At 58.4% G+C, this 13128-nt stretch carries 14 protein-coding genes and 1 tRNA gene; 7 read left to right on the top strand and 8 right to left on the bottom strand.

What is annotated here, in order from left to right; translation table 11 throughout:
- Window positions 1–70: 70 nt before the first annotated feature.
- Window positions 71–310: a DUF2158 domain-containing protein gene (locus ACSQ3Z_RS24950; RefSeq protein WP_436173889.1), complete on the bottom strand. Its 240-nt coding sequence runs from the start codon at window positions 308–310 to the stop codon at window positions 71–73.
- A gap of 136 nt (window positions 311–446) precedes the next feature.
- On the opposite strand from ACSQ3Z_RS24950, the gene ACSQ3Z_RS24945 reads away from it, so the two are divergent.
- Window positions 447–1169 carry an HNH endonuclease gene (locus ACSQ3Z_RS24945; RefSeq protein ID WP_436173888.1) on the top strand — a complete coding sequence of 241 codons (723 nt, stop codon included), beginning with the start codon at window positions 447–449 and terminating at the stop codon, window positions 1167–1169.
- A 67-nt stretch (window positions 1170–1236) separates the two neighbouring features.
- Here ACSQ3Z_RS24945 and ACSQ3Z_RS24940 read toward each other — a convergent pair whose 3' ends face one another.
- The 4 genes from ACSQ3Z_RS24940 to ACSQ3Z_RS24925 all read right to left on the bottom strand — a co-directional run bounded on the left by ACSQ3Z_RS24940 (window position 1237) and on the right by ACSQ3Z_RS24925 (window position 3463).
- Window positions 1237–2094 carry a thermonuclease family protein gene (locus tag ACSQ3Z_RS24940; RefSeq protein WP_436173887.1) on the bottom strand — a complete coding sequence of 286 codons (858 nt, stop codon included), beginning with the start codon at window positions 2092–2094 and terminating at the stop codon, window positions 1237–1239.
- Window positions 2095–2230: 136 nt separating this feature from the next.
- Complete coding sequence (locus ACSQ3Z_RS24935; RefSeq protein WP_436173886.1) at window positions 2231–2932, bottom strand: hypothetical protein; 702 nt, start codon at window positions 2930–2932, stop codon at window positions 2231–2233.
- Between the two features lie 48 nt (window positions 2933–2980).
- The gene (locus ACSQ3Z_RS24930) at window positions 2981–3274 is read right to left on the bottom strand and encodes a hypothetical protein (protein ID WP_436173885.1); all 294 of its coding nucleotides are present in this window, start codon (window positions 3272–3274) and stop codon (window positions 2981–2983) included.
- 12 nt (window positions 3275–3286) lie between these two features.
- On the bottom strand, window positions 3287–3463 hold the full coding sequence (locus ACSQ3Z_RS24925) for a hypothetical protein (protein WP_436173884.1): 177 nt from the start codon (window positions 3461–3463) through the stop codon (window positions 3287–3289).
- Window positions 3464–3600: 137 nt separating this feature from the next.
- Here ACSQ3Z_RS24925 and ACSQ3Z_RS24920 point away from each other — a divergent pair, with 137 nt between their 5' ends.
- The gene (locus ACSQ3Z_RS24920) at window positions 3601–4062 is read left to right on the top strand and encodes a hypothetical protein (RefSeq protein ID WP_436173883.1); all 462 of its coding nucleotides are present in this window, start codon (window positions 3601–3603) and stop codon (window positions 4060–4062) included.
- Between the two features lie 26 nt (window positions 4063–4088).
- Here ACSQ3Z_RS24920 and ACSQ3Z_RS24915 read toward each other — a convergent pair whose 3' ends face one another.
- The gene (locus ACSQ3Z_RS24915) at window positions 4089–4742 is read right to left on the bottom strand and encodes a hypothetical protein (protein WP_436173882.1); all 654 of its coding nucleotides are present in this window, start codon (window positions 4740–4742) and stop codon (window positions 4089–4091) included.
- A 446-nt stretch (window positions 4743–5188) separates the two neighbouring features.
- On the opposite strand from ACSQ3Z_RS24915, the gene ACSQ3Z_RS24910 reads away from it, so the two are divergent.
- From ACSQ3Z_RS24910 to ACSQ3Z_RS24895, 4 genes are all read left to right on the top strand, one after another.
- On the top strand, window positions 5189–7111 hold the full coding sequence (locus tag ACSQ3Z_RS24910) for an adenylate/guanylate cyclase domain-containing protein (protein ID WP_436173985.1): 1923 nt from the start codon (window positions 5189–5191) through the stop codon (window positions 7109–7111).
- A 428-nt stretch (window positions 7112–7539) separates the two neighbouring features.
- Window positions 7540–7908, top strand: a complete 369-nt coding sequence (locus tag ACSQ3Z_RS24905; RefSeq protein WP_436173881.1) for a DUF3489 domain-containing protein — start codon at window positions 7540–7542, stop codon at window positions 7906–7908.
- Entirely contained in the window at window positions 7865–8407 is a 543-nt protein-coding gene (locus tag ACSQ3Z_RS24900; protein WP_436173880.1) for a DUF2924 domain-containing protein, read from the top strand. The genes ACSQ3Z_RS24905 and ACSQ3Z_RS24900 overlap by 44 nt, the downstream gene beginning before the upstream one ends.
- Window positions 8404–10095, top strand: a complete 1692-nt coding sequence (locus ACSQ3Z_RS24895) for a recombinase family protein (RefSeq protein ID WP_436173879.1) — start codon at window positions 8404–8406, stop codon at window positions 10093–10095. The genes ACSQ3Z_RS24900 and ACSQ3Z_RS24895 overlap by 4 nt, the downstream gene beginning before the upstream one ends.
- Window positions 10096–10335: 240 nt before the next feature.
- Here the strand turns inward: ACSQ3Z_RS24895 and ACSQ3Z_RS24890 are convergent.
- A tRNA-Arg gene (locus ACSQ3Z_RS24890) sits at window positions 10336–10412 on the bottom strand.
- A 173-nt stretch (window positions 10413–10585) separates the two neighbouring features.
- Window positions 10586–11749, bottom strand: a complete 1164-nt coding sequence (locus ACSQ3Z_RS24885) for a M20 aminoacylase family protein (RefSeq protein WP_436173878.1) — start codon at window positions 11747–11749, stop codon at window positions 10586–10588.
- A 215-nt stretch (window positions 11750–11964) separates the two neighbouring features.
- On the opposite strand from ACSQ3Z_RS24885, the gene ACSQ3Z_RS24880 reads away from it, so the two are divergent.
- Entirely contained in the window at window positions 11965–13128 is a 1164-nt protein-coding gene (locus tag ACSQ3Z_RS24880) for a D-alanyl-D-alanine carboxypeptidase family protein (RefSeq protein WP_436173984.1), read from the top strand.

Raw genomic sequence — 13128 nt, 5'->3', positions numbered from 1 at the left:
AAAACAGAGGTTGAGCTTCGTGCTAAAAGCACCGCTCCATAAATGATGTTCTGCGACTTTTCATGATCAGCTAAGCACCAGAATTGGTCATTGGAACTTTTGCCCCCGTATGGCCGCCAGCGACGCTTTTCTGACAGGGCGCGCTGTCGAGCACTTTTCGCCAGCGACTCTGGTTAGTCCTGGACGAACCAATCACAGTACGCGCTCGCAGCGTACTGTGATTGGCTGCGGGCTCTATAGAGGCGACTGTCATATTGGGTCCGCCAGATTTCAAGCGAACAACACTACCTGTTTTGATCTGAGTCGCCATCTTCCCCTCCCTGGCAATTTAAAGACGATGACTGATCATACGACTAACACTTACCAAAGAAAATGGGTAAGCGATCGTTGCTAACTCAGATGCGACATGCTTGTTATTAAGATTAGAACCTAGAGAGGGGGTTCAATTGCCCGTTACAAAAGGCTCCGGAAACCCAAAGTGGACGCGCGACGAATCCTTGCTGGCATTGGATTTGCTCTATCGCCACGGCAAACCAATCGACAAACACCACGCTGACGCAATTGAGCTATCGAGGCTCTTGCGCGCGGCCCGTATCTACCCTGAAGCGAAACGCAAAGAGAGTTTTCGCAATCCAGACGGCGTGGCGCTGAAGACGCAAAACCTACTGTCCGCAATTGACCCAACGCGAAGGCTTAGCTCCTCTGAAACTGACAAAGAAGTCGTCGTGGAATATCCGAGCAACCGGAAGATCGAGCTCGCAAAACTCGCGACGGCCATTCGTGAAGCACTTGCGACTGAATCTGCATCGGAGATTGAGACCGACGACGATCCTGCGTTTCCCGAAGGCAAGATACTGACTGCGAGGCATCGTCAACGAGACCGACGATTGCGAGCGAAACTCATAGAGGCGCGACGGCCATCCGGATTGAAATGCGAAGTCTGCAGCTTCGGCGTAAGTGCAAATTCCCCGCGGTCTACAGATAGTTTTTTTGAGGGGCACCACACGGTCCCATTGGCCGCAGCTGAAGGCGAGCGGAAAACTCGCCTGTCTGACATGTCACTCCTTTGCGCCTGCTGCCATCGATTCATCCACCGGCTAATCGTGGACAACAAGCGTTGGATCAGCATCAATGAGGCTGTCGAGATGCGCCGACAAGTGGTGACTTAATCCGGCTAGTCGTCTCGAAAATCTATGGAAATCAGCGAAACGGACGGAACATGCTTCCGCCAACCGATCAGCGCTTTGATCGCCGCCAACCTGCGGCAAGGGCTTGTGCTTCTGAGCAGAACCATCTTTCGCCCTTGGCTTCGGTGATTTTGGTGACGCCGTAGTATTTCTGGCCAGGCACGTGATAAATGCGCTCGCCGTCCGCTGAAATGTTGCCCTTGATGTTGCAGCCGGAGTTGCCGTTGCCCAAGGCTAGAAGCGGTGCCGTCGTCGGCTGCGCATCGTCGGTGTGCTGCGCTCGCCAGTCCCACGGCGCTTGAAACGTCCCGACCCAAAGCCCGATCTTCGACGCCTTCGCCTTGGCCTGTTGCTCTGCATAGGCGCCATTGCTGTATTTTGGCCAATCCAGCGCTTGGCCGTGCTCGACCATCCAGGCGGCGACGCTGGACCCATCCCCTCGCCTGCAATCGCCAACATAGCGGTCATAGCGATCCCACGTGACGAAAGTGCATTGGACCGGCTTAGAAGCGGCTAGGAAGCCGTCCAGCGCTTCGGCGGAACGCCGCCCGCATGGATACTCGAACCCCTTTGCATCGTCGCAGTACTGCCGGCTCTCTGGCGCGTCGATCCCATTGAAGCGGACGCGCTGCCCTTGGATTGCGATCGTGTCACCGTCGATGACGGAGGCAACGCCGGCAATCGGCGCTGGAGCAGGCTTGGTCAAGCTCTGTAGGTTTATCTCAGGCAACGAGCCGCCGCGTTGGATGACAAACTGCGTGATCAGAGCGGTCACCGCGGCTACCGTCACGAAAACCACCCGCAAAGGCACGCCGGCCAACCGACGTGCGCGATATCGCTTTGGTCCGGTGCGCTTTCGCCACCGGTCAGCCTGATTGGCGCCTTGATAACGGCGGACTTTGCCCACTCCCCTTCTCCCGAAGGAGAGAATGCTTCCATCGCGGGCAAGAGTCCAGAAGTCTAGCTGGCCAACGCCTAACAGCGTTGGCCTCAGTGTGCGATACACAAAAGCCATACTTCGAACGCTGAAGCGATGCTCGACGCTATTTCAACGCTGCAACCCGATAGGTCTCGATAGCGTCAGATTGCAGCAACTCTTGGCAAATCGACAGCAAGATGTAATCCAGGTTTGGTCGAACATATGCAGGATATAACTCAGTCAGATGGTCAAGAATCCTTGCGGCATCGGGACTGCGTTTCAGATACCTATCGCCTTGGGCGTGTATATAGCCGGCGCGATATGCGGCGTACTCTATTACGTCAAACCTGCTCAGTTTGATCCCATCATGACAAGCTATCGTGCTTGAAAAATACTCTGGAAAAACGCAGGAGCGCTTAACGAAAGGCTCGCCACCCATCGTAAAATTGATTGGGGTAGTGGAGGATGTAATAAACCAGTCCTTTCCGATTGATGGATGTTCGACAGTTTGTCCACTTCCGTTCTCGGAGGTGACTATTGCCGACAGCACGCCGACGCCGCCGTATGAAGGAAGTTCCTCGCCGCCAAACAGTAACGCCGTCACATCTTTGGGGAGTGGCTCCCATTCGAGAGCGTAGGCCTCAATATGTGGTTTTCCATCAAGACCGACATACCCCCAGAATTTTTCAAAGTTGTCATAAATGTCTCGAAGCCAAACTGTCGCAGCTTTCAATTGCGACGCTGAGACACCAACTGGAACGAGTTCCCTAAGATCAGCGATATTTTCAGCCAGATTTCTGGCATACCGCGCTTTCTCGGTGGGCACTTCGCGAATCTCCCGGATGGCTGTGACACACCGATGTGATCCGGCCGCCTAGGCGGTCCCGTTCACGCTGGTCTCTTCGTCAAGAGCATATGGTGCCGGCAAATAGGCATTTGCCACAAGCCAATCATCTACAATCGATTTGATCAAATCGGATTTCGAAACTCCGATCTCAGCGGCCAGCCCGGCAAGGGATTCATCGACCTTCGGCTCCAGGGCAATCCCGGTGACGTTCCTAAGCACAAGCGCGGCCCTGCGAAGAATGATTTGAAGATCAGGGCGGGAGATGTCCGCAATCCGGTCAGCTGCGCTTGCAAGTTCGCTTGCGATGGTGAGGCGTGCCATTGCTGATCCCTCTCAAAGATACCGCTCGCCGTCCGTGCGGTGCTCGAAACAAAACCAATGCGGTGTGTGCTTCGGTTTGCCAAAGCCCCAACCCGCATCCTTGCCGCAGCCGGTGTGTTCGCAGAAATGATGTTGGATGCCCGGCGGCGTGACGTGTTCCTGCCTGGGAAGCCTAATTTCGTCGCTCATGACACCTAGTGAACAAAATAGGAACAAAAGTGTCAAGGGTGCCTTGACGAGTTAGGAATATGTTCTCTATCTCTGATCGCATTAGAAGCGGGAACGAACGGATCGGCAAAGCGTGTCAAGCGCTGGCCGGCGAAGCTATGGCAAAGACAGCAGAGGACAATTTTCGGATCGAGGTTTGGGATCGCGAGGAAAAGGCCCTTGTCGAGACAATCTGTCGATCGCCGGACTCATTCGTGAGTCAGGCCGCATGGCAATCCGCCATCCGACGACGGCCAGGAATGCTGCTCATCCATCGTAACGGTCGGCACGTGATGGAAAAGATCATCACGCCGGGCGAACCGACAATCTCGCCGCAGACCATCGTTGACGGCAGCGTACATGCTGGCTTGGACGTGGCGCTTGGCGATTTGCGCGAATGGCACAGACTGCGCGCGTGGTGCAAAAACTGCTCACATCACGCCGACGTCAAACCCGCAGCGCTTATCAAACGCTATGGCAAAGATGCGTTGTTTAGCACAGTCGAGCGGGCGCTGTTCTGCACCAGTTGCGACCGTGGCGGGCCGGTCAGGTTAGAAATTCACAAGCTGCCGAGGAATTGACAAGCGCGAGATTGCGCCGGCTGTTTTCACGAGTAACCGCGCCTGTGAATCTCAACGTGACGGGTGATCTTTTCAGGCAAGACCATCTCGACCCCGTTGGAATTTATCCACGCGCCTAGAAATACCAGGTGCGATCCGATCGGTGCGCAAAGTCCTCGGCCGTCGGCGCCGGGCTGATCTGCTGCCAATTCCCATTGGACAATCGCCAAATCTCGACTGTTGCAAGGGACGTGAAGTTCGTCGATCCAGATTTTGGAGGACAAGCCATCAATAGAATCGAACGCCGACCACTTGCCTGGACCTTGGAATCGCAATCCTGCAGTTTCGAACGCGTCCAGCAATATTGGTCGCAGCACCGTTCGCAAATGCGAATTCGCGTTTCGACCTAGCTCGGCATCAGTGAGAAATTGAGCGCGAAGACCGCATGGACTATTGAAAAGCCAATCAAGGGTCATGCGGCGGACTGAGAAGGAAAACTGGACGCGTTCGCAGTCCGGTAGCCGTTCGTCCGTCGCGGGCCTGATTGTGGGTTTAACCGTGCCCGTCGAGATTTCGTGCCCAATTGCTTCCGCTATCTCAGCAAAAGCCGGAGCAGCTTCTAAACTGAGGCGTCGCTCTTCATCAAATTCTGGTAGGAAACGCCAATCATTGGATTTTCGGAAAGGCACTGAGATCATCATCGAACATCCCTCAGCGCCTCGACAAACGCAACTTTCGCGGAACTATCCTCTAGGCGGTCGCAATGGTCAGCGATTTGGTGAGCGCCCGACCACAGAAATGTTCCAATGGGCAGAAAATAAGGGCTCTAGGGTATTGACTGGCGGAGGGAGTGTCCGCCGAGCGAATGCGATGTCACAATCGCTTCTTCTGACCTGCGTTGGGGTAGACTGGATGTCAGGAACGCGCCTCATCTCGGTCATAGAGTCAGGCAGCGACGCTTCCTGAAAGCTGACATACCGCTACGAGTTAGTCCTAGTTGCGTCACACCGTCACTCGCTCCACTGCCTATAAAGGAAGGTCCCGAACCAAGCTCCGTTTGGCCATCGCCTTGTGGTCCTAGGCGTCACATGAAATGATCGAAGCCAGCCAGAAGCTGGGCACAGCTCTGGGTGGGAGAAATGTCGTCATGGTGACGACCCGGGCTGAGCGGCGGCTGGCGGCCATAATGGCTGCAGACGTAGTCGGCTATTCGCGTCTGATGGAAACCGATGAGGCGGCGACGCTCGACGCGCTCAAAACGCTCCGCGCGGCAGTGATCGATCCTCTGCTCAGCGAGCATAAGGGACGAATCGTCAAACTCATGGGCGATGGCGCTCTGGTGGAGTTCCAGTCCGTCGTCGATGCCGTCACCTGTGCCGTGGCGATTCAGAGCAAGGTCGCCGCGCATGAAGTGGACGCTCATGCCGAGCGCCGCTTGGTCTTTCGGATCGGGATCAATCTCGGCGACGTGGTGGTCGAAAGTGATGATCTCTTCGGTGACGGGGTGAACGTGGCGGCGCGCCTTGAGCAGCTTTGTCCACCGGGCGGCGTGCTCATCTCGGGCACCGCCTACGACCACATGAAGGGCAAGCTCAGCCTGCCAATCGACTTTGCTGGTGAGCAGAAGGTCAAAAATATCGCTGAGCCGGTCCGCACCTACAGCGTCCGAATGGCAGGGGTAAAGCGGGGATGGATCCTGCGCACACGCCGGATCCGACACTTGCTAATGATGGCAACTGCCGCATTTGTTCTACTTGCGCTTGCGGTGGCCGGAGCCTGGTGGCTGAGGCCGGTAGATAGCGCCGTCGCCAAGGCTTCTATTGCCGTATTGCCGTTCACCAATATCGGCGGCGAGGAGAGTACAGGTCGGCTTGCCGACGGCATCACCGAGGACATCATCACGGATCTCGCGCGTTTTCCCGAGTTTGAGGTTGTTGCCCGCCACTCGGTCGAAACCTACAAGGGCAAGGCCCTGGATATCCGAGAGGCAGGCAGGGCGCTCAATGTCGGTTACGTGTTAGAAGGTTCGATCCAGCGTCAAGAAGGTCGCGTCAGGATCACTGCGCAGTTGCTCGACGCGGCATCAGGAACCCACCTCTGGTCCGAGCAATGGGACCGGCAGGCTGAAGACGTCTTCGCAGTGCAGACCGAGATTGCCGAACTCGTCACCAACCGACTCGGCGGTGGTACGGGACTGGTCGTAGGAGCCGAACGCAGCTTGGCGCGTCGAAAGCGGCCCGAAAACCTGACTGCTTACGAACTTTACCTTCTCGGCGGGGAGAAGATCGAGCAGTTGACCTCCGAAAGCGTCGGGGAATCGGTCCGATTGCTCACCCGCGCCGTCGAACTGGACCCCGGGCTCGCCCGCGCCTGGGTTGAACTCTACCATGCGCATAGTCTCTCAAGTAGTTTTGGGATCGAAGACGTCGAGACCGCAAAGAAGGCAGGGATGGACGCGGCCAGCCGCGCAGTTGCGCTGGATCCGGGCGACGCTGAGGCGCATTCCGTTCTAGGATCAGCGCTGGCTGAACGGGGGGAGTTCGCGCTCGCCAAAGCCTCGTTCGACACCTCCTTGCGGCTTGCACCAAACGCGTTCGAGATCCTGATGTTCTATGCCGGTTGGGCCGCTAGTTTGGGCGAGCCCGAGCGCGGTGCCGAGATGGGCGATAGGGCAATTCGACTCAACCCAAACTATCCGGTGTGGGCGGCTGGGATCCTTAGCTGGACTTATTTCGCAGCAGGTCGCAACGCTGATGCCTTGCAAATGCTCGATCGCCTGAGACCAGAGAACTACGGGGAGTCTCGCTGGGTGGTACGTGCGGGCGCTCTCGCGTCGCTTGGACGCACGGCAGAAGCCAAGATGGCGATGCGCCAAGCTCTTGAGCGGTTTCCCGGTCTGACGATAGAAGGTTTCGTTTATAGGGACAACGGCAGCGGCGATCTCCGTCTACATCTTATCGAAACTATGCGCCTCGCCGGCTTCCCATCCTGCGCCCAATCTCCGGCCGACTTGTCCGACGGGTCCGGACGCCTACCCGAGTGCATGGTTGATCGTAAGGAACAAAATTGACCGCCGGCTTCCCGCGCGGCGGCTTGAGGGAATTCCGACTGAGACAATAGCGTAGCAGTTTTCAAGCGGCATCGGTTCATCAGGGACGAACGACCGGATATCATCGAAGGTCCGCTAGACCACTAGAGGGTCAGTTGGAGACGCCGACCTTATTCCACTCAATGTCTGCTATCGCGTTCTGGACGCCAGAAGCGGACGGTCGGTTTCCGGCCCCACTGCGGTCATTCGAGAGTTAGAGGCGGATGGCCCGGCTCGGGGGCTAAGCGGTCAACGAGAAACACCTTACTGCGCTGGACTTCGTTGGAGCGGCAAGCATTGCTGTCGGGACCGTGGCGACGTACCTCCGCCTTGGTCAAAGCCCGCCCAGCGCGGGCTCCTGTCAGTACAGGCATTGGATTGTCCGATGCCGGTATTGATGGAGAGAAACAATGCGCGTTACCGAAACTGACCAAACGGAAAGCACCGGGGCCGGCGAGCCTGAGAACATTTCGCTTCAAGCGGTGGTGACCCCGCCAAAGCGCGGTCGGAAGCAGGCAGCCGCGCATGCGGAAGTTGCGAACAAAGGTAAGAACCCCAAGCCTGCGGACACGAAGACAGACACTGTGTTGAAGAAGCTTCGCTTGGCCAGGGGCATCACAATTGAGGGGTTGATAGAGGCAACTGGTTGGCAGCCTCATTCGGTGCGCGGATTTCTCTCCGGGACTGTGAAAAAGAAACTGGGCCTGCCTCTGGTCAGCGAAATTGGCAAGGACGGTGTCCGCCGCTATCGGCTCGACAGCAAGGCCAAGGCTGATTGAAGCCGTGGCTATCGATCCAAAGCTCGAACAGGAGGTCGCCGCACTCGGCGCCCTCTCTCGCGATGAACTGGCGGCTCGCTGGATCAAGACCTATGGGTGCCCACCCCCGAGCGGCGTGCGGCGCGAACTTTTGGTGAGAGCAGCCGCCTGGCATCTGCAGGCAAAAAGGCTGGGTGGCTTTTCGACTGAAACAAAGAAGCGTCTCGCCGAAGCAGTGCGACAGGTTGGCATCAATGGATCAGGAAGGGCATCAGGCTCGGCGTCGGAGATTTCAAATGAGATGAACGGCGCTGGCAAGATTGCCGGCGCGGCGTTGAAGCCGCGTCGGTCCCTATCGAAGGGGGTTCGCCTCCTGCGCGATTGGAACGGCAAGACCCACATTGTCGACGTGACCGCAGGAGGGTTTTTGTTTGAAGGAAAGCTTCATCGATCTCTCTCCGCCATCGCCCGCGAGATCACCGGTGCCCACTGGTCAGGTCCGAGGTTCTTCGGACTATGAGCAATCGGCAAAAACTGCGTTGTGCCGTCTACACTCGCAAATCCACCGAAGAGGGTCTTGAGCAGGAGTTCAATTCACTTGATGCTCAGCGCGAAGCCTGCGTGGCCTTCATTGCTTCGCAAGTCGGTCTGGGGTGGAAACTCGCTCCCGACCTCTATGACGATGGCGGCATCTCCGGTGGGACGATGGAGAGGCCGGCCCTAAAACGCCTGCTTCAAGACATTTGCGACAGGCGCATCGATGTCGTGGTGGTGTACAAGATTGATAGGCTCACGCGATCGCTGATGGACTTTTCCAAGATCGTCGAGACCTTTGATGCTCACAGCGTGTCCTTTGTCTCGGTCACCCAGCAGTTCAACACCACGACGTCGATGGGCAGGCTGACGCTCAACGTGCTCCTCTCATTCGCTCAATTTGAGCGAGAAGTGACCGCAGAGCGTATCCGCGACAAGATCGCTGCATCCAGGAAAAAAGGCATATGGATGGGCGGTACCATTCCGCTCGGCTACCGTGCAGTTGATAAGAAGCTGGTGGTCGATGAAGCAGCAGCGACAATCGTCCGGTCGATATTCCAGCGTTATCTGAATTTGAAGTCGGTGCTGGCGCTGGTCGACGAGCTCAATCAAAGCCAAACGGTGGACGGTTCCACGCCGCTTCGACCCCCGGTCAGTCGTGGGCGACTCTATCACCTGCTTTCAAACCCCGTTTACATCGGCCAGGCTCGTCACAGAGACACATGCTACGAAGGCGCTCACCAGCAGATCGTAGACGCGGAATTGTTTACATCGGTTCAAGCACTTTTGAAGGTGCAAGGGCCGAAACGCCGATCGCGCTCGAATGCTGCGGATCTGCATCTGCTTACAGGCCTCATCTTTGACGAGACCGGCGACCGGCTGAGCCCTGCCTATGCGAACAATCACGGCAAGCGCTATCGCTACTACATCTCCAATCGACTCAAGGTCGCTCGGCGCAAAGACGACAGCGGTTGGAGAGTGTCAGCCGACGAAATGGAAGCGCTCGTCGACCAACAGCTGACCGCTTTGCTCAAGGGCAAAGCACTGTTGGCCGAATGGATCGAGCGATATGCCTCTAAGGAGGGGATCGCGAGCGGGTTGAACGAGGCCGACTGGCTCGTGAGCGACTCGCCAGGATGTAGTGCAAAGCGCAGATCGATTGTCAGAAACGCGATTGTGAGGACAACGCTCGCGCCCGAGACCATTGAGTTCGAGATTGATCCTGCTGCTCTGGTGACGGCGCTCTCACGATCAGAGGGCGCCGGTTTTGACACAAAAGACCGCCAGAAACCTGTCATCGCAGTGGAGACTCACAAGATCACCGTCGCATGCCAGATTCAGAGGCGTGGAAATGAAGCACGCTTGATCATTGGAGATCAACCAAAGCGCGAAAAGGCTCCTGACCCGAGCCTCGTCAAACTGCTGGCAAGGTCACACTCGATGTTGTCGGCGCTCATAAATGGCTCGGCTCGAAGCATTTCGGAACTCTCGAAAGTTACCGGCATCCATCGCGCTGACCTCAGCAAGGCATTGCCACTAGCCTTCCTGTCTCCGGCGATCGTGGACGACATCTTGGCGGGCAATCAACCTGTCAGCCTAACCGCCCGGCGGCTCGCTCGGCTCGGCGATCTGCCGGTTGATTGGAACCAGCAGCAGTCCGTTCTGGGCTTTTAGTCACTGACGGTCCGCTCTGTTTTCCGTCCGCACCGGGACACATAAGCGATCTCTCTGCATCGACTGCAAAAACAATAGGGCACGCAAAGCCGGTCAGAGAGACAGGCCTTGAAAACTCGGCGGATACAGAGACGGATTGCGCGGATCAGCCCTACTGTGTGGAGACTGCTGCGGCTAACCCTCGGATAAGTCGACCGAATTTCGAGCCGGCCGATATGGGCTACGTCTACCGTGACTGAGTGGTGATCCCGACAGGAATCGAACCTGTGACCTACAGATTAGGAATCTGCCGCTCTATCCTACTGAGCTACGGGACCACGCGGCCCGACACATAGCCGCTTCGGACCGTTTCGCCAAGAGGAAGGTTCAACGCGCCCGGTGCGTCGTTTACAGCGCGGCTCGGCCTTGAAATCCAAGGCATGGCCAGGTCTTCGATCGGGTCGCGCCCGGTGCCGGAACGCCGGCGCCGCATGCGGCCCGGCGCGATCCGTCAGGCGGCCAGCGCGGTTTCCGCCAGCTTCACCCAATAGCTCATGCCGTGCGGGATGACCTCGTCGTTGAAGTCGTAGGCTGGGTGGTGGAGGCCGGCGGTATCGCCGTTGCCGATGAAGATGAAGGCGCCGGGGCGGGCTTCCAGCATGTAGGAGAAATCCTCGCCGCCCATCACCGGCTGGATGGCGCGGTGCACCTGGGCGTTGCCGGCCACGTTGGCCGCTATATCGCCGGCAAAGACCGTCTCCTCGGCGTGATTGAAGGTGACGGGGTAGTTGGCGTTGTAGTCGACCTCGATCGTGGCGCCGAAGGCGGTGGCCAGCCCCTGGCAAATCGTGCGGATGCGCTCCTCCGCCTTCTTGGCGACTTCCTTCTTCAGCGAGCGCACGGTGCCGGCGATCTCGGCGGTTTCGGGAATGACGTTGTAGGCGTCGCCGGCGTGGAATTTCGTCACTGACACCACGACGGCCTCGACCGGGTCGGTGCTGCGCGAGGCAACCGTCTGCAGCGCGCCGACCAGCTGGCTGGTAATGACGATCGGATCGATGGTGCCATGCGGCATCGCCGCATGCCCACCGCGGCCCTTGACGTGAATAGTGAACTCGGCGGTCGCGGCCATGATCGGGCCTGGCCGGATGGCGAACTGGCCGACCGGCAGGCCCGGCATGTTGTGCATGCCGAACACTTTGGAGATGGCGAAGCGGTCCATCATGCCGTCCTTGACCATCTCGTTGCCGCCGCCGCCGCCTTCCTCGGCCGGCTGGAAGATCACTGCCACGGAACCGCTGAAATTGCGGGTCTCGGCCAGGTATTTGGCCGCGCCTAGAAGCATTGCCGTGTGGCCGTCATGGCCACAGGCGTGCATTTTACCGGGAACGGTCGATGCGTAGGGCTTGCCGGTGATCTCGTTGATGGGCAGAGCGTCCATGTCGGCACGCAGACCGATGGTCGCGCCGTCGCCCTTGCGGCCGTGGATGATGCCGACGACGCCGGTCTTGCCCAGGCCCGTCACCACCTCGTCGCAGCCGAAAGCCTTCAGCTTCTCGGTGACGAAAGCGGCGGTCTGGAAGACGTCGAAGTTCAGTTCCGGCGTCTGATGCAGGTGTCGTCGCCAGCCGGCAACCTCTTCTTGCATCTCGGCGGCGCGATTCAGGATTGGCATGATCGGTCCATTTCGCTGTTGGAGCAGCCGGGTTGCGTCTGCTCAATTGCAATCGTGATTGTCCGGCACTTTGCCATGTTGGCGTCACATAGGGTAAATAGCACCGCAGCAAAGCGGTCCGGGGATGAGGGTCGGACCAATATGGTTGGCGACCGTGTAATGAAATCTTACGGAGCCAGAGGCGACTACGGCAAGAGGCGATTTCGGATTCCATGATGCGGCACGGGCATTTCCTCAAATTATTGCTGGCGGGCGCGGTTGCGCTGCCTGCGTTCGCGACATCGGCTCTTGCCAATCCGCAGGTCCTGTTCGACCTGCAGACAGGCAAGATCCTCGAGCATCAGGATGCCTTCAAGCGCTGGTATCCGGCCTCGCTGACCAAGCTGATGACCGCCTATGTGACGTTCCGGGCGATTGCCGCCGGCGAAGTCCAGCTCGATTCGCCGATCAAGGTGACGAAGCATTCCGCCGGCGAGCCGCCGAGCAAGATGGGCTTCAAGCCGGGTTCGGTGATGCGGCTCGACAATGCGCTGAAGATGATGCTGGTCAAATCGGCCAACGACATTGCCATGGCTGTGGGCGAGAATGTCGGCGGCTCGCAGGCCGCCTTCGCCGAGCGTATGAATGGCGAGGCACGCCGGCTCGGCATGACCGGAACGCATTTCGTCAATCCGAACGGGCTTTATTCGCCCGACCAGTACACGACGGCGCGCGACCTCGCTTTGCTGGTGATGGCGATCCGCAGCGAATTCCCGCAATATGCGCCGTGGTTCTCGATCGAGGGGCTGGCGGTCGGCAAGAAGGCGATCTCGAACTACAATCTCCTGATCGGCCGTTATCCCGGCGCTGACGGCATGAAGACCGGCTTTGTCTGTCCTTCGGGCTTCAACATGATCGGTTCGGCAACCCGCAACGGGCGTACGCTGGTGGCGGTGGTGCTTGGCGAAAAATCCGCGGTAAGCCGGGCCGAGACGGCGGCACGCCTCCTCGACCAGGGTTTTGACACGCCGGCGACCGGCTCGACCACCATTGCCGCGCTGCCGTCCTATGGCGACACGCTCTCGGCCAACGATCTGAATGACGAGATCTGCAAGAAGAAGGCGAAGGCGGAGCAGTCGGAAGCACCTCCCGCCGTTGCCGCCAAGGACGTGCCGAAATCGCCCTACCAAGCAAAGCTCGACCACGTGCCGACCCTGGTCGCCGTCGGCCTCGGTGGCGCCACCGGGCCGACACCGAAAGCGATGCTCGACGAGGCCGGCCAGGAATTTGCCGACGTGCCGCTGCCGACTTGGCGGCCCGACCGGCCAGCACCGGCCGGCGCCACCGTGGTCGGCTCAGCCGCCGTACAGGGCGACCAGTCGGTCAAGGCCGCGAACTAG

Source organism: Mesorhizobium sp. LjNodule214, from assembly GCF_964252735.1.
Lineage (GTDB): Bacteria > Pseudomonadota > Alphaproteobacteria > Rhizobiales > Rhizobiaceae > Mesorhizobium.
This window is presented reverse-complemented; position numbering and strand designations above follow the sequence as displayed.

What these genes read in the sequence shown, in the direction of transcription:
- ACSQ3Z_RS24950 (WP_436173889.1), bottom strand. Translation starts at nt 310, where the DNA reads ATGGCGACTCAGATCAAAACAGGTAGTGTTGTTCGCTTGAAATCTGGC.
- ACSQ3Z_RS24930 (WP_436173885.1), bottom strand. Translation starts at nt 3,274, where the DNA reads ATGGCACGCCTCACCATCGCAAGCGAACTTGCAAGCGCAGCTGACCGG.
- ACSQ3Z_RS24925 (WP_436173884.1), bottom strand. Translation starts at nt 3,463, where the DNA reads ATGAGCGACGAAATTAGGCTTCCCAGGCAGGAACACGTCACGCCGCCG.
- ACSQ3Z_RS24920 (WP_436173883.1), top strand. Translation starts at nt 3,601, where the DNA reads ATGGCAAAGACAGCAGAGGACAATTTTCGGATCGAGGTTTGGGATCGC.
- ACSQ3Z_RS24915 (WP_436173882.1), bottom strand. Translation starts at nt 4,742, where the DNA reads ATGATGATCTCAGTGCCTTTCCGAAAATCCAATGATTGGCGTTTCCTA.
- ACSQ3Z_RS24910 (WP_436173985.1), top strand. Translation starts at nt 5,189, where the DNA reads ATGGTGACGACCCGGGCTGAGCGGCGGCTGGCGGCCATAATGGCTGCA.
- ACSQ3Z_RS24905 (WP_436173881.1), top strand. Translation starts at nt 7,540, where the DNA reads ATGCGCGTTACCGAAACTGACCAAACGGAAAGCACCGGGGCCGGCGAG.
- ACSQ3Z_RS24895 (WP_436173879.1), top strand. Translation starts at nt 8,404, where the DNA reads ATGAGCAATCGGCAAAAACTGCGTTGTGCCGTCTACACTCGCAAATCC.
- ACSQ3Z_RS24885 (WP_436173878.1), bottom strand. Translation starts at nt 11,749, where the DNA reads ATGCCAATCCTGAATCGCGCCGCCGAGATGCAAGAAGAGGTTGCCGGC.
- ACSQ3Z_RS24880 (WP_436173984.1), top strand. Translation starts at nt 11,965, where the DNA reads ATGCGGCACGGGCATTTCCTCAAATTATTGCTGGCGGGCGCGGTTGCG.